General features: G+C 61.5%; 20 protein-coding genes. 11 read left to right on the top strand and 9 right to left on the bottom strand.

Features of this window, described 5'->3' with window-relative positions:
* Positions 1-26: 26 nt before the first annotated feature.
* Entirely contained in the window at positions 27-434 is a 408-nt protein-coding gene (locus HX792_RS01935; RefSeq protein ID WP_010207624.1) for an SMI1/KNR4 family protein, read from the top strand.
* Positions 435-542: 108 nt separating this feature from the next.
* On the opposite strand, the gene HX792_RS01940 is transcribed toward HX792_RS01935, so the two are convergent.
* Complete coding sequence (locus HX792_RS01940; protein ID WP_176994525.1) at positions 543-2,306, bottom strand: cation:proton antiporter; 1,764 nt, start codon at positions 2,304-2,306, stop codon at positions 543-545.
* 291 nt (positions 2,307-2,597) lie between these two features.
* On the opposite strand from HX792_RS01940, the gene HX792_RS01945 reads away from it, so the two are divergent.
* Positions 2,598-3,083, top strand: coding sequence for an acyl-CoA thioesterase (locus HX792_RS01945; protein WP_176994526.1), 486 nt, complete (start codon positions 2,598-2,600; stop codon positions 3,081-3,083).
* A 16-nt stretch (positions 3,084-3,099) separates the two neighbouring features.
* Here the strand turns inward: HX792_RS01945 and HX792_RS01950 are convergent, their stop codons facing one another.
* Both HX792_RS01950 and pdxY read right to left on the bottom strand, forming a co-directional pair.
* Positions 3,100-4,140 carry a hypothetical protein gene (locus HX792_RS01950; RefSeq protein WP_176994527.1) on the bottom strand — a complete coding sequence of 347 codons (1,041 nt, stop codon included), beginning with the start codon at positions 4,138-4,140 and terminating at the stop codon, positions 3,100-3,102.
* Positions 4,141-4,222: 82 nt separating this feature from the next.
* Positions 4,223-5,095 (bottom strand): pyridoxal kinase PdxY, encoded by an 873-nt coding sequence (gene pdxY / locus HX792_RS01955; protein WP_176994528.1) that lies wholly within the window; start codon positions 5,093-5,095, stop codon positions 4,223-4,225.
* Positions 5,096-5,212: 117 nt separating this feature from the next.
* Between pdxY and HX792_RS01960 the strand changes: the two genes are divergently transcribed.
* Positions 5,213-5,608, top strand: coding sequence for a DUF3301 domain-containing protein (locus HX792_RS01960; RefSeq protein ID WP_176994529.1), 396 nt, complete (start codon positions 5,213-5,215; stop codon positions 5,606-5,608).
* Here HX792_RS01960 and HX792_RS01965 read toward each other — a convergent pair.
* From HX792_RS01965 to dksA, 4 genes are read right to left on the bottom strand one after another with little or no spacing between them, the layout of a single operon-like run.
* Positions 5,602-6,564: a GTP-binding protein gene (locus HX792_RS01965; RefSeq protein WP_176994530.1), complete on the bottom strand. Its 963-nt coding sequence runs from the start codon at positions 6,562-6,564 to the stop codon at positions 5,602-5,604. The genes HX792_RS01960 and HX792_RS01965 overlap by 7 nt on opposite strands.
* A 44-nt stretch (positions 6,565-6,608) precedes the next feature.
* Entirely contained in the window at positions 6,609-7,253 is a 645-nt protein-coding gene (locus tag HX792_RS01970) for a DUF1826 domain-containing protein (protein ID WP_176994531.1), read from the bottom strand.
* Positions 7,253-8,461 (bottom strand): zinc metallochaperone GTPase ZigA, encoded by a 1,209-nt coding sequence (gene zigA, locus HX792_RS01975; RefSeq protein ID WP_176994532.1) that lies wholly within the window; start codon positions 8,459-8,461, stop codon positions 7,253-7,255. Before zigA ends, HX792_RS01970 begins: the two co-directional genes overlap by 1 nt.
* A gap of 27 nt (positions 8,462-8,488) precedes the next feature.
* A complete protein-coding gene (gene dksA, locus HX792_RS01980) occupies positions 8,489-8,893 on the bottom strand; it encodes an RNA polymerase-binding protein DksA (protein WP_176994533.1) in 405 nt (134 codons plus the stop codon).
* Positions 8,894-9,019: 126 nt separating this feature from the next.
* Between dksA and HX792_RS01985 the strand changes: the two genes are divergently transcribed.
* Entirely contained in the window at positions 9,020-9,388 is a 369-nt protein-coding gene (locus tag HX792_RS01985; protein ID WP_176994534.1) for a glutamine synthetase, read from the top strand.
* Here the strand turns inward: HX792_RS01985 and HX792_RS01990 are convergent.
* Entirely contained in the window at positions 9,385-10,596 is a 1,212-nt protein-coding gene (locus HX792_RS01990) for an N-acetylmuramoyl-L-alanine amidase (RefSeq protein WP_176994535.1), read from the bottom strand. The genes HX792_RS01985 and HX792_RS01990 overlap by 4 nt on opposite strands.
* A gap of 128 nt (positions 10,597-10,724) precedes the next feature.
* On the opposite strand from HX792_RS01990, the gene folE2 reads away from it, so the two are divergent.
* Genes folE2 through HX792_RS02025 form a run of 7 tightly spaced genes read left to right on the top strand, consistent with a single transcriptional unit; the run spans position 10,725 to position 16,349 of the window.
* On the top strand, positions 10,725-11,621 hold the full coding sequence (gene folE2, locus HX792_RS01995; RefSeq protein WP_176994536.1) for a GTP cyclohydrolase FolE2: 897 nt from the start codon (positions 10,725-10,727) through the stop codon (positions 11,619-11,621).
* Positions 11,618-12,286 carry a metal ABC transporter ATP-binding protein gene (locus HX792_RS02000; RefSeq protein WP_176994537.1) on the top strand — a complete coding sequence of 223 codons (669 nt, stop codon included), beginning with the start codon at positions 11,618-11,620 and terminating at the stop codon, positions 12,284-12,286. Before folE2 ends, HX792_RS02000 begins: the two co-directional genes overlap by 4 nt.
* Positions 12,286-13,152 (top strand): metal ABC transporter permease, encoded by an 867-nt coding sequence (locus HX792_RS02005; RefSeq protein ID WP_176994538.1) that lies wholly within the window; start codon positions 12,286-12,288, stop codon positions 13,150-13,152. The genes HX792_RS02000 and HX792_RS02005 overlap by 1 nt, the downstream gene beginning before the upstream one ends.
* Positions 13,153-13,163: 11 nt before the next feature.
* Positions 13,164-14,042 (top strand): metal ABC transporter substrate-binding protein, encoded by an 879-nt coding sequence (locus HX792_RS02010; protein WP_176994539.1) that lies wholly within the window; start codon positions 13,164-13,166, stop codon positions 14,040-14,042.
* Positions 14,039-14,452 (top strand): phosphoribosyl-AMP cyclohydrolase, encoded by a 414-nt coding sequence (gene hisI, locus HX792_RS02015; RefSeq protein ID WP_176994540.1) that lies wholly within the window; start codon positions 14,039-14,041, stop codon positions 14,450-14,452. Before HX792_RS02010 ends, hisI begins: the two co-directional genes overlap by 4 nt.
* Positions 14,449-15,009 (top strand): DapH/DapD/GlmU-related protein, encoded by a 561-nt coding sequence (locus HX792_RS02020; protein WP_005792581.1) that lies wholly within the window; start codon positions 14,449-14,451, stop codon positions 15,007-15,009. Before hisI ends, HX792_RS02020 begins: the two co-directional genes overlap by 4 nt.
* A gap of 2 nt (positions 15,010-15,011) precedes the next feature.
* Positions 15,012-16,349, top strand: coding sequence for a dihydroorotase (locus HX792_RS02025; RefSeq protein ID WP_176994541.1), 1,338 nt, complete (start codon positions 15,012-15,014; stop codon positions 16,347-16,349).
* On the opposite strand, the gene HX792_RS02030 is transcribed toward HX792_RS02025, so the two are convergent.
* A complete protein-coding gene (locus HX792_RS02030; protein ID WP_176994542.1) occupies positions 16,346-16,867 on the bottom strand; it encodes a DUF3617 domain-containing protein in 522 nt (173 codons plus the stop codon). The genes HX792_RS02025 and HX792_RS02030 overlap by 4 nt on opposite strands.
* Positions 16,868-16,949: the final 82 nt, after the last annotated feature.

Below are 16,949 nucleotides of genomic sequence, written 5' to 3' on the forward strand. Positions count from 1 at the left end.
CGCCATCTAGCAAGAGGATCCCGGCCGTGGAAGAAATCATCGAACAATTGCGTGAAGCCAACGAACCGGTCCCGGTTCCTCTGGAACTGCCTGACGAAGACCTGCTGGTGGAAATCGAGGAACAACTGTTCATCGACATCCCGTTTGTCTTCCGTGAATTCCTGCTGACCGTCAGCGACGTGGTGTACGGCAGCCTGGAGCCGGTGACCGTCACCGACCCGCAATCCCACACCTACCTGCCGGACGTTGCTGCCAACGCCTGGGACGCCGGTGTCGACCGCAGCCTGATCCCGATCTGCCAGGACGGCGATGACTACTACTGCGTCGAAGAAGACGGCACCGTGGTGCTGTGGTCTGGCGAGGAAGAAATCGTTACCGAGGAAACCTGGGAATCGGTGTGGCACTGGGCGCGGGACGTCTGGCTGGAAAGCTGATCACACCGCGATCCCGTAGGAGCCGGCTTGCCGGCGATAGGATCGCAGCGGTGAACTTGATGCACCGCGGTGCCTGAATCGCCGGCAAGCCAGCTCCTACAAAAGCGATTAGTGCTCTGGCGTGTCCTTGTGGTTATCCAGCGTCTCCAGCAAAGCGACCTGCATCCGCGTATGCACCCGGATAAACCAGCGCCAGAGCACCGCCGCCACCGCTGCCGTGACCACGGCGATCAGCACCAGCAGCTTGTTGGTCGGCAGGATACTGGCCGACAACGCAGCCAATAGCAGGAAGATCACCAGCAGCGACAGGAGGGGGATCAGCTCCGCGATCACCCGCCGCACACGCTGGGTATGGCGCCCGGCCATTTCCGGCTTCACGCTCATCTCTGCCAGCAGCATCGACAGCGCCTTGAGCTTGCGGTATGCCGCAATCAGGAACGGCAGCGACAACAGCAACGCACCGCCCCAGATCAACGCCTTCTGCCAGCTCGGATCGCTGATCCAGCCCTCCAGATACCCACCGATACGCGCCGCGAAAAAGCTGCCGGCGAAGAAGATCGCCACCACCAACGCCAGGTTCACCCCCACTTGCAGGATGATCTTGCGGATCATCGAGGCCAGCATCGCGCCCTCGCCTTGGGGCTGAATGCTGCGCAGCCATTCGCCATACAGGCCAAACACCCGGCTCATGCGCTTGGGCATCACCGCCGCAATCTTCAATGACAAGGGGTCGGCGCCGCGAATCAGGTACGGCGTCAGCAGTGTGGTAATTGCCGAAACCGCCACCGCGACCGGGTAAAGGAAATCACTGGTCACCTGCAGGGTCATGCCCAGCGCGGCGATGATGAAGGAAAACTCGCCAATCTGTGACAGCCCCATGCCCACCCGCAGTGAGGTACGCCCGTCATTACCGGCGATAAACGCCCCCAACCCGCAGGACAACATCTTGCCGAGCACCACCGCCACCGTGATCACCGCGATTGGCCAGGCGTATTGCAGCAGGATCTGTGGGTCGATCATCAAGCCAATGGCCACAAAGAAGATGGCGCTGAACATGTCGCGAACCGGCTCGATCAGGCGCTCGATCTTAATCAGCTGGCGGGATTCGGCCATGATCGCACCGATCAGGAACGCGCCCAGCACCATGCTGTATTCCAGCTTCACCACCAACAGACAGAAGCCGAAACACAGGCCCAGTACGGTGATCAGCAACATCTCATTGCTTTCGAACTTGGCCACATAAGCCAAGAGGCGCGGCACCAGCAAAATGCCAATGACCAGGGCGACGATCATGAACAGCGACAGCTTGCCGACCGTGGAGAACACCTCGCCGGAGCTGACCGTGCCACTGACGGCAATGCTCGACAGCAAGGCGATGATGCCGATGCCGAGGATGTCCTCCACGATCAGCACGCCGAATATCAGCTGGGCGAAACGCTGGTTCTTCATCTTCAGGTCGTTGAGCGCCTTGACGATGATGGTGGTGGAAGAGATCGCCAGGATCGCGCCAAGGAACAGTGAGTCCATGGTGTTCCAGTCGAACCAGCGGCCGATCTCGTAGCCGATCCAGATCATCAGGATGATCTCGAGGAACGCTGCGATGAACGCCGTGGCGCCCACCTTGAACAGCTTGCGCAGGCTGAACTCCAGGCCCAGGCAGAACATCAGGAAGATCACGCCCAGTTCGGCCAGGGTCTTGATGGTGTCTTCGTCGTGGATCAGGCCGAACGGCGGGGTGTGAGGGCCGATGATGAAGCCGGCGACGATGTAGCCCAGCACCACCGGCTGCTTGAGGCGGTGGAACAGGATGGTGACCACCCCTGCCACCAGCATGATCACAGCCAAGTCCTGGATAAAGCTGATGGCGTGCATGGCGAGGGGCTCCTTGAGGGTACTGGCGCTTTTCCCACTTCCGCGCGCGCCGTTGAACAATCGCAATGCGCGGAAGGAAAAGTCGGCCTAAATCGTAAGAAATGCCCTGAGACGGGCTTTTGAAGGTTAACACCGCGACTTCCGGCAGAAAGCCGGTGCAATATATGGAAACAGAACGGTGCAGGCGTGACGACAACCCGCCCACCGGCGTCCGGTTATGGATGGCTCTGCAAAGATTCCAGCACCCGCAGAGGTGCCCCCCAACCAATGCCTACAACCCGTGAGTGTGCTATGGAACCCGGAAACGCCCAGCTGTCGATGACGGTACTGATGACCCCTGATATGGCCAACTTCTCAGGCAATGTCCACGGCGGCACCTTGCTCAAGTACCTCGACGAAGTGGCTTACGCCTGCGCCAGCCGTTATGCCGGTCGCTATGTGGTGACGCTGTCGGTAGACCAGGTGATTTTTCGCGAGCCGATCCATGTCGGCGAACTGGTGACCTTCCTCGCGTCAGTCAACTACACCGGCAACACCTCGATGGAGGTGGGCATCAAGGTGGTGACCGAGAACATCCGCGAACGCTCGGTGCGCCACACCAACAGCTGCTTCTTCACCATGGTGGCCGTGGACGACCAGCGCAAACCCGCCGCCGTCCCGCCGCTGCAGCCGCAGAACAGCGAAGACAAGCGCCGTTTCGTACAGGCCCAGCAGCGTCGGCAGATTCGCCAGGAATTGGAGAAGCGTTACCAGGAAATCAAGGACGACGCGCCGTAAGCCTCTTCGCCCGCCCTCAATAGCGCCAGCACTGGTCGTAGTGCGCGCACACGTCAAAGCGCTGGTCCAATTGGGCCATGCGCTCCATGTGAAGGTTGAGGGTCTCGACCATCATCGACTTGTCGGTGTCCTGGTAGTAGCGCTCCATGAATTTGTCGTTCGCCTTGACGCGTTCGGTGACAGCGCGGTCCGTGGGGTTCATCCACTGTTCCAGCACAGCGTCTTCGGTGCCACTCAGGCGCAGCCGATACACCTGCTCGTAAAGCGCCAGCGTGCGCGCCTTGCGGCCGGCCATTTCCTGACTGAACAGGACATAGTTCTGACGGTATTGCGTCCAATAGGCTTCAGGCGGGGTAAACGCACCCAGTTGCGCCTTGCGCTTGGCGATCACACCGTCGATCTCGTCCAGGGACGCTTGCAGGCGCCCCTGAGTGTCGGGCTCCATCAGCGTGATCAGTTGCAGGTTGGTGGACGTGATCGTGTTGATCAGGGCCGCGCGCTTGGGGGTTTCTGCGATTGACTTGCCGAAGACCGGACTTTGGCCCGTGCACGCCATCATCCCTTTATCAAAAATAGGCAGCGGAATGCGCTGGTCCTTGCCGTCAAAACGGGTCAGGCGCTGCAGCAGCGTGGTGCAGCTGCCGCCTCGCATATCGAAGGTCACTTCATACTCTTGCCCCGCCTTGGGCGTGAAGCTCACGGCCTTGCCACAGACGTAGCTGCCGCCGTTGGTGTTGATCATCAACATGACGTCTTTACCCGGCTCCAGCTTGACCTCCAACAGGCCCCTGGCCTTGGCGGGCGGAGGGACGATCATGTCGACACGCCGCTTGGTATCGACCAGCAGGAAGTTGTTGAGCATGCCAGTGTTGCGGCCCTGGCAATGCTGGGCGTCGTAGATGTCGAGGGTGCTGTTCGAGGTGTTGGAGACAAAGCGCAACTTGGCGGCATCGGGTGCCGTCGAGTCGGTGTAGGCACCGTTGACGCTGCAGCCTGTGAGCAATGACGTCAGGGCCAGGGCGGTGAGCGCCCGTGGCGATGGGAATACGGCTGGCATCGGTCTTCCTTGATTAGCACAGGGGACAAAGAGGCGGCCGATACTACCGGACGCCCTTTGCCTCGCTCAATCAGGAATACTCCTACAGCTCGATGGGCGTTGCTTCAAACCGTACGCGGGGATGGGCGATACGGTCCTGGGCGCGTACCAGCTCCAGCTCGTAACTGGCGCACGCCTGGGTTTCCAGCAGCACTTCATGCACTGCTGCTGCGGTGAACTCGAAGGCGGCCAACAGGCTGTCGCCCAGCAGCACCCGCGCCAGGAACAGCCCCGAGGTCAGGTCGCCCACGCCCACCGGCTGGCGCGGGAACGCCAACAGCGGCCGACGCAAATGCCAACTGCCTTCGGCGGTCACCAGCAACATCTCAAAACCTTCGGGCAACTTGCCTGGGTAATCCAGGTGCTTGACCAGCACCGCTTTGGGCCCGCGTGCCAGCAACGCCTTGGCCATGGCCAGGCAATCGAACAGCGATTGCGGCTTGCGACCGGCAAAGCTGTCGAGCTCCAGCTGGTTAGGGCACAGGAAATCGGCCATGGCCGCTGCTTCGTCCAGCAGGAAATCGCTGACTTCCTGCGGCACGATGCAGCCTTTTTCCGGATGGCCCATCACCGGGTCGCACAGGTACAGCGCCTTGGGGTTGATCGCCTTGATGCGTGCCACACCGCTGAGGATCGCCCGCCCCTGGTCTGCACTGCCCAGGTAGCCGGACAGTATGGCGTCGCAGTTGCCCAGCTCGCCGATGGCCGCAATGCCTTCGACCAGCGCCGGAATTTGCTGCGGCGCCAACACTTCGCCCGCCCACTGGCCATACTGGGTATGGTTGGAGAATTGCACCGTGTTCAGCGGCCAGACGTTCACCCCGACCCGTTGCATAGGGAATACGGCAGCGCTGTTTCCGGCGTGGCCAAAGACCACATGAGACTGGATCGCAAGCAGATGAGGTGTGCGTTTCATGCGGGAGATTTCCGTAAAGCCATTGAAATTCTGGCCGCGCAGTATGCGACTAAACGCAGCCTGTACGACAGACCGGCGACACAGTTAAGCTGCTCTCACTTTGTTGGAGTTTTTCGCATGCTGACCCTGGGAAACATCTTCGTGTTGATGCTGCTGGCGACCGGCGCTGCCTGGGTCTGGCACAACCACGGCCTGCGTGAGCGGGCGCTGGAGCGGGTCAAGCAGCATTGCGCCAAGCTCGACATCGAACTGCTCGACGGTGCCGTGGCGCTCAAGCGCATCGGTTTTGTGAAGGATGCCAACGGTCGGCGGCGCCTGGCACGCATCTACAATTTCGAGTTCACAGTGACCGGCGAAGCCCGCCATCCAGGGACCATCACCCAATTCGGCGCCCACAGCGCTCAAATCGAACTGGCACCCTACCCGTTCGAAATCAAGACCCCCCTGCCCAGCGCCGAAGTCATCGAGCTGAGCCAATGGCGTCAGGATCACGCCACCAAGAACCGTCACTGACGGCAGGCGGCCAGCGCAGCCTGCAGCGCCGCCACGTCCTGTGGTGCGCTGAAGATCAATTCGATACGCGAATCACGCCGCCACTCGCTGGGCTGCCAGGCGAGCGGGCTGTTATCCACAGCGTTGGCGCTGAGCCAGCCGTCCACGCTGTGGATAACCAGTTTGGCGCGGCGCCACTCAAGGCTGGTAAGCCAGCGATGCAGGTGTTGAACATCAAATTGCTGGCTTGGGTGCCAACGCCAGCCGATGCTCCAGCCGCCCTCTTGGGCCTGGCTCAAGCAGATGGGCAGCGCCGGGTCGCTCCAGAGAGCTGGCATCTGGGCCAAGCCTTGAGGTGCTTCGAAGTTATCCACGGCCGCGCTGGCCTTGGCGTGCAGGCCGGGCAAGTGCTCCAGCGGCAATTGCGCCTGGCGGGCCCAATACAGCGGTTTTTCGGGTAGCTGCCGTTCGATGGCCAGGCGTTGCTCGCCATCCAGCGACTCCTCTTTGTTCAACACCAGCAAGCCGGCACTGGCCAGCGCCTCACGCTGCGATTCGGGCAAGGGTTTGTCCGCCGCCAGCGCCTGGGCATCCAGCACCAGCACGCAGGGCTGAACCGCCAGCACGTTTTGCCACGGCGCTTCGCGCAATTGCTTGAGCAACTGTGCCGGATGGCCCAGGCCAGAGGGCTCGATAAACAGCCGATCCGGCTTGGCCTTACGCAGCAAGCGGCCCAGGCCTACCTGAAACGGCGCACCATTCACACAACACAGACAGCCGCCCGCCACTTCGCCCAAGGCGATGCCGTCGTCATCCTGGGTGAGCAAGGCCGCGTCCAGGCCGATCTGCCCGAACTCGTTGATCAACACCGCCCAGCGCTCGTTGGCCGGGCGTTGGGCGAGCAGGTGCTTGATCAGGCTGGTCTTGCCGGCGCCCAAAGGCCCGGCAATCACGTGGGTGGGAATGTTCTGCAACATGAAAGGTGTCATTCAGGCCGTGTAGAGCGTTTGATCCTACGCGGTTATGCCAGCCAATCCAGTGTCAGGATCAAACGACGCTCATCGGCCTTCAGCGCCGGTGAGCGATGGATCAAGCCATGGCCTTCATTACCATGCCATTTGGTGCCCTTGAGCAAGGCCACTTCACCGCAGTGGATCTGCTCGATACGGTCAGTGGGCTCGGCGTCGGGCTGGCTGAGCTGGCGGCGGTCCATCACGCCTTCGCGCAACCACTGGCTGCCGATGCCGGCATAGGTGGTGATCAGGCGCACCGGCACGTGGTCGACGTGAAAACGCGGGCACATGGCCTTGTCCAGCAACCTCAGACGCACGCCAATGCGCTTGGCGCCGAGCAAACAGGCGAAGGCACTGACCAACCAGGAGACATCGGCGATGAAGCCTTCGTAGCCTTCCAGATCGCGGCAACTGGACGCCAAACCTTGCAGGTTCGGCACTGCGTCCTCGTTGTTGAGCTCAATCACGAGGGATTCGGCCAAAGGCTCGTTCAGCGCCACCAGCAACGCCCCGAATTCGGCGATATGCAGGGGCAACTGGCGCTGCCACACGGCCAGGTTGACGCCGTCTTCCAGAATATCGGACAGGGCCAGCGGCGTTTCGCCGTGGCTCTGGCGGATCACGGGGCGCAGGGGGATAACCGGGGCAAGCATCAGGCGGCAGCCTCCTCATACCAAGGGCCAAAAGGGTCAGCCAGCAAGCGCCAGCCTTCGACGCCCAGCGCCATTTCTTCATCGTTGAGCAGGCAGGCATCCAGCTCTGCGCGCATTTGGTCGAAGTCGATGTTTTGCCCGATAAACACCAGCTCCTGGCGGCAGTCACCGGTGCTCAACTGCCAGTTGCCCATGATGGCCGCGATGCTTTCTTCGTCTTGGGGCCACTGGCTTTTTGGCACAAAACGCCACCAACGCCCGGCAAAACCATGGCGCATCAAGCCACCGGCCTGGGACCAGCTGCCCGCGTCCCGATGCTTGCTGGCCAGCCAGAAAAAGCCCTTGGAGCGCAGCAATTTGCCGTTCACCCACGGGCGGTCGATGAAGTCGAAGAAGCGCTGTGGGTGGAAGGGGCGGCGCGCGCGGTAAGCGGTGGACGCGATGCCATATTCTTCGGTTTCCGGCACGTGCTCGCCGCGCAACTCCTGCAGCCAGCCCGGGGCCTGGGCGGCGCGTTCGAAGTCAAAGCGGCCGGTGTTGAGGATCTTGTTCAGCGGCACTTCACCCATGACCATCGGGATGATTTCGGCCTGGGCATTCAGGCGTTCAAGGATCACCATCAGCTCTTCGCGCTCGCGGCGGCTGATGAGGTCGATCTTGCTGATCAGGATGACGTCAGCAAATTCGATCTGCTCGATCAGCAGGTCGGTGATGGAACGTTCGTCGTCCTCCCCCAGGGTTTCACCCCGTGAGGCCAGGCTTTCGGCGGCCTGGTAGTCGAGCAGGAAGTTCATGCCGTCGACCACCGTGACCATGGTGTCCAGGCGGGCGATGTCGGCCAGGCTCTGCTCGTTTTCGTCGCGAAAGGTAAATGTCTCGGCCACGGGCAAAGGCTCGGAGATGCCGGTGGATTCGATCAACAGGTAATCGAACCGACCTTCCTTGGCGAGTTTTCCAACTTCTTCCAGCAAGTCTTCACGCAAGGTGCAGCAGATGCAGCCGTTGCTCATCTCCACCAGCTTCTCTTCGGCGCGGTTGAGGGTGACGTCGCGCTGTACCTCGCTGCCGTCGATGTTGATTTCGCTCATGTCATTGACGATTACCGCCACCCGCAGGTTTTCGCGGTTGCGCAGGACATAGTTGAGCAGCGTACTTTTGCCGGCGCCGAGAAAGCCGGATAACACGGTAACGGGAAGGCGGTTGGTCATCAGGTGGTCCTCATCAGGGGTGGCCGGTCAAATCGCCCGTTTGTGGCGTTCGCGCAGCTCTTCACGTTCTTTGGCTTCGATACACAAGGTGGCGGTAGGACGCAGCAGCAGGCGCTGTAGGCCGATGGGCTCGCCGGTTTCACGGCACCAGCCGTATTCGCCGCGCGCCAGCAGTTCGAGGGCGTCGTCGATCTTGTCCAACAGCTTCTTTTCCCGCTCGAGCAGGCGCAGTTGCCACTGGCGCTGTTCTTCGGCGCTGCCTACGTCAGCCGGGTCGCTGTTGGTTTCTTGCTCACGCAGGACGAGGAACTCGGCGTCGATACGCACTTGCAGCTCATTGCGCTGAACCAACAGCAGTTCTCGGAAGAAGCCTTGCTGGGCTTCATTCATGTATTCGGCGGCGGGTTGGGCCAGGAGGTCTTGTTCAGTCATGGGAAGCGGTTCACGGGTCAGGCTGTTTTTTAATGTTATAGTATAACAATACAAATAAGCCAATCCCCCTTGCTCGTCGCGACGAAGGGCGCAATGCTTGACCACCCTCTGCCCCTGAGAAAACCTATGAAATCCCTGGTGTGCGCCCTGTTATTGGCAGCGGCAGGATCGGCCTGCGCCCAGCCACCGAGCCTGTTGGCCAACTGCACGCGCAGCGCCAACCTGCTGGCGTGTGTGGACCCATTGGGGAATGCCTACAGCGTGGCGACGGCGGGCAGCACCACGTACTTGCGGGGGTTTGAAGTGATCGGCAAACGCTATTGGGCACAGACCAACAGCCGCTATGGGCAACTGACGTTCTTTACCGGGCTGGCTTCCGATGGTGAGGCGTGGGTCGGCTACACGCGCCGCGTGGGCTGGACCACCCTCAACCGGTTCTCCAGTTCAGGGGGCGCCAGCGCCAAGTTCACGTGCAGCCGTATCACCGGCTGTTAGACCTGGCCGTTCTTCTGCTCCTGGACCCAGGCCATGTAGCTGTTCATCGGTGGGTTCTTCTGGAAGTAACTTTTCAGACCTTCGAACAGGCCATCGGCCACAGCCTGCTGATGACGCGCCGTCACCAGCCGCTGGGCGTCCTGGGTGTTGGAGATAAACCCGGTCTCCACCAAAATCGACGGCACATCAGGTGACTTGAGCACCGCAAAACCTGCCTGTTCCACGCGCTTCTGGTGCAGCGTGGTGATGCTTTGCAGGCTGCCCAATACCGAGCTGCCCAATTGAAGGCTGGAAGCGATGGTGGCGTTCATCGACATATCGAGAATCACACCGGCCAACATCGGATCTTTGTCTTTCAAGTTGAGCAAGGTGGTAGCGCCCAACAAGTCCGCGCCGTTTTCACGCTGCGCCATGAAACGCGCGGTAGCCGAAGTTGCTCCGCCTTCTGACAGCGCATAGACCGAGGCGCCCGAAGCCGTGAGCCGTGGTGCAGCATCGGCGTGTACCGAAATGAACATATCCGCCTTGTGCTGACGCGCAATGTCCACGCGCTTGCGCAACGGCACGAAGAAGTCGTCGTTGCGCACCAGCTTCACGTCAAAGCCCTTCTCGCGCTTCAAACGCTTGGCCAGCAACTGGGCGATCGACAACACCACATCTTTTTCGCGCTGGCCTTTGGAACCGATGGCGCCGGGGTCTTTGCCGCCGTGGCCAGGGTCGACCACCACAATAATGTCGCGCTTGGGGTGGGCTTTATCCACCGGAGCGGCCAGCGGCGCCGGCTCAGCGGCGATCTGGCGCGGAGCGTGGGTGGCGCTGGTCAAGTCCAGCACCAGGCGGTGGCCTTGGCCGTCCTGAGGCGGCAGCAAGAAGCTGTTGAGCTGCATCGGCGCGGCCAGGTCCAGCACGATCCGCGTGTCGCCCTTGCCGAAATGCCCGGAGCGAATCGACGTGATCCCGCTGTTCTTCAACGCCAGTTGAGAAAAATCACCGGTGAGCCCGGCGCCGCTCAAATCGATGATCAAGCGTTCAGGCGATGTCAGGGAAAAGGTCTTGTATTGCACCGGGCCGCTGAGGTCGAACACCAGCCGTAGCTTGTCGTCCGAACGCCACAGGCGTGCATTACGGATCTGCGTGGCGTAGGCCCCCAACGGCAACGTGAACAGGGGACTGACCAGCAGCAGGTTAAGAAGCTGACGTCTGTGCATGACATATACCGCGAATAAAGGAGCGTCCCTGCTCGATATGACTGAAGAAAGGCTGGAGCAGAAAAATCATCGTCGACTCAATAGTTATAATATAACATGTCTTTTTATTTCCAACGATGGACCTGCTCATGAATGCGCTGACTCTGCCGGATATCGCCGCGCAGGCTTCACGCCAAGCCTTGCCACTCGACTGGGTGGGCATGTGCGGCATTGCCCTGCCGATTCTCATCGACGGCCAGCGTCTGACGGCCACCGCCGATGCCGGCGTAAGCCTGGACGACGGTGAGGCCCGTGGCATTCATATGTCACGCCTGTACCTGGCCCTGGAAATGCTCGACCAACAGCCCCTTACGCCTGCGCTTCTGCATACTCTACTTGAGCGCTTTCTTGAGAGTCATGAAGGTTTATCTAAGAACGCCTACCTGCGTATCCACACCGATTTGCTGCTCAAACGGCCGGCGCTGGTCAGCCCGCTGGCCGGCTGGAAAGGCTATCCGGTGAGCATCGAAGCGCGCCTGGAAAACCAGATGTTCCACGTGGAACTAAAAATTGACGTTACTTACTCGTCAACCTGCCCTTGCTCCGCCGCGCTCGCCAGGCAGCTGATTCAGCAGCAATTTCTTGAAGATTTCGCCAATACGCCGCTACAACACGAGGACGTGCTGACCTGGCTCGGCAGCGCCAACGGCATCGTCGCCACACCTCACAGCCAGCGCAGCAGCGCGCAGCTTTCCATCCAGCTGGATGAAACCCAGCCAGGTTTTCCCCTGACTGACCTGATCAACAACGTCGAGGCCGCTCTCGGCACCGCTGTGCAAACCGCAGTAAAACGTGCGGACGAACAAGCCTTCGCGCTGGCCAACGGGCAGAACCTGATGTTCTGCGAAGACGCCGCCCGCCGCCTGAACCTCGCCTTGAAACGCTCGGATGCCGTCAAAGCCTTCCACCTGAAAGTGATCCACGCCGAAAGCCTGCACGCGCACGATGCCGTGGCTGAAAGCCGCTGGACGAGACACTCTGCATGATCACCTGCACCGCTTTGCGCTGGGGCGCTCCTGGCCAACCGCTGACGCCCGCCATTGATCTCACCTTGGAGAAAGGCAGCCTCACCGGCGTGATCGGCGCCAACGGCACCGGCAAAAGCAGCCTGCTCAAAGTCATCGCCGGCCTGCAAAAGCCACTGGCAGGGAAAGTCACCGTGGATGTTCCACGCCGTGGTGGCTTGTCGTTCCTGCCCCAGCAACAACACCTCGACCGCCAGTTCCCTATCAGCCTGCAAGAGCTGGTGGCCGCTGGCTTCTGGGGCACCAAGCTGACCCCGGAGCAGCGCAACCAGCGCCTACAAGCGGTGCTGGAAGACTGGTGCCTCAGCGGCCTCGAACATCGCCCATTAATGGCGTTATCGGGTGGCGAACTGCAACGCGCCCTGCTCGCCCGCATGAGCCTGGCCGAAGCGCCGGTATTGCTGCTGGATGAGCCCCACGCCGCCCTCGATGAAGAAGGCCAGGCCCTGTGCTGGAAACACGTACACGCCTGGCACGATCAAGGCCGCACCGTGGTGATCGTGTGCCATGACCTCGCCTCCGTGCGCCATCACACCCAGCAAGTGGTTCAAATCAAAAGCACCGGCTGCGTGTTCGGCCCAAGCAAAGAACTGATTCGCCCGCAACCGCACATGCAGGTGGCCTGATGCACTTCGCCGCCCACCTGTGGATGCCGTTCTTCGATTTCGTCTTTATGCGCCGCGCCCTGATCGGCGGCCTGGTGCTCGCCTGCAGCACCGCGCCACTCGGCGTGTTCCTGATCCTGCGCCGCATGAGCCTGATCGGCGACGCCGTGGCCCACGGCATCCTGCCCGGTGCCGCACTGGGCTTCTGGTTCGCCGGGCTCAGTCTGCCCGCCCTGACCATCGGCGGCCTCGGTGCCGGCCTGGGCATGGCCGGGCTCTCGGCATGGATCACCCGCCGCACCGGGCTGCGTGAAGACGCCAGCCTCGCCGCCATCTACCCCATTTCCCTCGCGGCCGGCGTGCTCATCCTTGGCATCGCCGGCAAGCGCCTGGACCTGCTTCACCTGCTGTTCGGCTCTGCCCTGGCCGTGGACGAAACCACCCTCACCGGCATGTTGTGGGTCTCCGGGTTCAGCCTGATCGCCATGGCGGTGATCTACAAACCGCTGCTGCTGGACACCCTCGACCCGCTGTTCCTGCAAACCGTCAGCCGCCTGGGCCCGCTGGCTCATGGGTTGTTCCTGACCCTGGTGGTGCTGAACCTGGTGATCGGCTTCCAGGCCATCGGCGCCTTGATGGTCGTGGGTTTGATGATGTTGCCGGCCATTGCTTCACGCTTCTGGAGCCGGCGCCTGCCGGTGTTGATCGCGGTATCGGCGGTGCTGGGATGCCTGTCGGTGTGGTTCGGTTTGTTGCTGTCGTTCTACTACTCACTGCCCAGCGGCCCGGCCATCGTGCTGGTGGCTGGCATTGGGTACCTGCTGTCTGTGGTTTTCGGTCCGGTGCACGGCTTGCTGCGCCGTCCGCCCTCTCTTACATCCCAATGAGGTGTTTCCCGATGCGCGCTTTACTCGTGCTGTTCAGTCTGCTGCTGCCGTTGTCGATGGCCCAGGCCGCCGACAAACTCCAGGTGGTTACCAGCTTCAGTATTCTCGATGACATCACCCACCAGATCGGTGGCGATCACATCCAGATCAGCAACATGGTCGGCCCCGATTCCGACGCCCACACCTATGAACCCACCCCGGACGACGCCAAGGCGTTGCTCAAGGCCAAAGTCATCATCAAGAATGGCCTGGGCTTCGAGCCCTGGCTGGACCGCCTGGTGACCAGCACCGAAACCAAGGCCACCGTGGTCACTGCCAGCAAAGGCGTGATCTCCCACACCATGGAAGAAGACGGCGAAACCATCCCCGACCCGCACGCCTGGCACAACCTGGCCAACGCCGAAATCTACGTGAACAACATCACCAAAGCGCTGGTGGCTGCCGACCCGGCCAACAAGACGGACTACCTGCGCAACAGCCAGGCCTACCTGAAGGAAATCTACCGCCTGCTCGCCGAAGCCAAGACCAAGTTCGGCGCGCTGCCACCGGGCAACCGCCGCATCGTGACCTCCCATGACGCCTTCGGTTACCTGGGCCAGGCCTATGGCATTGAGTTCCTCGCGCCACAAGGCCTGTCCACCGAGCGTGAACCGTCGGCTGCCGAAGTCGCCGCACTGATCACTCAGATCCGCAAGGACAAGGTCAAAGCCGTGTTCATGGAAAACATCAAGGACTCGCGCCTGCTCAAGCAGATCGCTGACGAAAGCGGCGCGCAGATCGGCGGCACGCTGTACTCCGACGCTCTCGCCGCCGAAGGCCCGGCCAGCACCTTCACCGGGCTGTTCGAATACAACCTCAACACCCTGTGCGCAGCCCTGAGCAAGCCATGACCTTGAGCATGCTCGATCTGGAAGAGGCTGCCCTGGGCAGCCGCTTTCCACTCGAACCGGTGCTCGACGCCCTGCCGTGGAACAGCGATGGCCTGATTGCCGCCATTGCCCAGCAACACGGCAGCGGCGAGGTGTTGATGCTGGCTTGGATGAACCGCCAGGCCCTCACAGAAACCCTGGCTACCGGGCAAGTCTGCTACTGGTCCCGCTCGCGCCAGCACTTGTGGCGCAAGGGCGAAAGCTCGGGCCACTGGCAGCAACTGGTGGAGGCACGCCTGGATTGCGACGGCGACGCCGTGCTGCTAATCGTCGACCAGCAAGGCCCGGCGTGCCATACCGGCCGCCCCACCTGTTTCTACAACGCCATTGACGGCGACCACGTCCACATCATTACGGAGCCCGTTGCATGATCCGCAAGAACCCCTCCGGCGACCTGCCGGTCATTGCCGAATCGGCCTACGTCGACAAGACCGCAATCATCTGCGGCAAGGTCATCATCGGCGAGAACGTCTTCGTCGGCCCCTACGCCGTGATTCGCGCCGACGAAGTCGACGCCTCCGGTGCGATGGACCCCATCACCATCGGCGCCAACTCCAACATCCAGGACGGCGTGGTCATCCACTCCAAATCCGGCGCGGCGGTGACCATTGGCGAATTCACCTCCATCGCGCACCGCTCCATCGTCCATGGCCCCTGCACGGTCGGCGATCGCGTCTTCATCGGCTTCAACAGTGTGCTGTTCAACTGCGCCGTCGGCGATGGTTGCGTGGTGCGCCACAACTCGGTGGTCGACGGCCGCGACTTGCCTGCCGCCTTCTACGTACCGTCCACCACACGCATTGGGCCCAATACGGACCTGTCGCAATTCCCGCCGGTGAGTGTCAGCGCCTCGGAGTTTTCCGAAGACGTGGCACGCACCAACGTCGATTTGGTACGCGGCTACAAAGCCCTGCAAAACGAGTTCTGACCATGAGCCGCCTGCTAATCCGCAACGCCCGCCTGGTAAACGAAGGCCTGGAATTCGACGCCGATGTGCTGGTTGCCAATGGCCGAATCGAGAAGATTGCCAGCAGCCTCGAAGGCTACAACGAACCGGTGGAAATCGACGCCCAAGGCCAGTGGCTGCTGCCGGGCATGATCGATGACCAAGTGCACTTTCGTGAGCCTGGCGCGCCGGACAAAGGCAGTTTTTATAGCGAATCGCGCGCGGCCGTGGCCGGTGGCATCACCAGCTTCATGGACATGCCCAACACCCACCCGGCCACCCTGAACCTGGAAGCGCTGGCCGACAAGAAGCGTCGCGCCGCCCTGCATTCGGTGGCCAACTACGGCTTCCACTTCGGGGTGAGCAACGACAACCTGGACACCGTCGCCGCCCTCGACCCACGGGAAGTGGCCGGCGTCAAAGTGTTCATGGGCGCGTCCACCGGCAACATGCTGGTGGACGACCCGCGAATACTGGAGCGCCTGTTTGCCGAAGTGCCGACCATCTTGCTGGCCCACTGCGAGCACACGCCGAGCATCCTGGCCAACGAGCAACGCCTGCGCGAACGCTTTGGCGATCACATCCCCGCCGTCGCCCACCCGCTGATCCGCGATGCCCAAGCCTGTTATCGCTCGTCATCCTTTGCGGTGGAATTGGCCCAGCGCCACGGCACGCGCCTGCACGTGTTGCACCTGACCACCGCCCGTGAGCTGGAACTGTTCGAAGACAAACCGCTGGCCGAGAAACGCATCACCGCCGAGGTGTGCCTGCACCACTTGTTGTTCGATGACCGCGACTATCACCGCCTCGGCCATCAGATCAAATGCAACCCGGCGATCAAGACCCGCGCCGACCGCGACGCCCTGCGCCTGGCCTTGTTGAGTGATCGTCTGGACGTGATCGGCAGTGACCATGCACCGCACACCTGGGCGCAGAAACAGTTGGGTTATCGCGAAGCGCCGTCCGGGCTGCCACTGGTGCAACACGCATTGCCGGCGTTGTTGGAACTGGTGGCTGACGGGCATCTGCCACTGACCACGCTGGTGGCGAAGACCAGCCATCGCGTGGCCGATCTGTTCGCCATTCCTGATCGGGGCTATTTGCGTGAAGGCTATTGGGCCGACCTGGTGCTGATCCAGCCCGAGCCCCAAGGCAAGCCCGTCAGCAGCCAGCCGATCCTGGCGCGCTGCGGCTGGACGCCTTTTGCCGAGCGCAGCTTCCGGCACAGCGTCAGCACCACGCTGGTGTCAGGCCACCTGGCGTGGCACAACGGCCAGGTGGTCGACAGTTGCCAGGGCTTGCCCCTGCATTTTCTGCGTTAAGCGCGGGGCTTGACCGTACCGCAATCGTTGCCCAGCCATTGGGCATGGCTGTCGAGGCTGCCCTTCTGCTGGATGCCGGTGGCATTGAAGGTACCGTTGACGGTGGTGGTGAATTCTTTCTGGCTCTGGAAGGTCGCGACGCCAGTGCCTTGGGCTTTCGGGCAACTGAAACGGAATTTCCACTGGTTGCCGGTCTTGTCGGTCACTTCCTGTTTGCAGCCCGATTGCGGGTCGGTCAGGGGGATCGAGTCCGAGGCGACCTGAGCCGGTGTAAGGCACACCTGCACGCCTTTACCGGCCATAGTGATGCCCTGCTTTTCCAGCATGGCGCGCTGTTCAGGGGTCATCTGTTGCTTGAGCTGGCCGAGGATCAGAGAAAGATCCGGCAGGTCCTGGTTGTCCACTTTCATGTTGCTGGTGGTCAATTCCCACAAGCCCGGCGCCAGCATCTGCGCCTGCGCCGCCACAGGCAGCGACAAACCAGTAACCATGGCTAAACAGAGCAAACGAGCATTCATCGGGTAACTCCTGGGTAATGTTGGGCGTTAGACGCCGCAAAGCCGCCAGTGTTGCACGGCAAATAAAATAGCGACATTCACA

It is taken from the genome of Pseudomonas sp. B6002 (assembly GCF_013385985.1).
Classification (GTDB): Bacteria; Pseudomonadota; Gammaproteobacteria; order Pseudomonadales; family Pseudomonadaceae; genus Aquipseudomonas.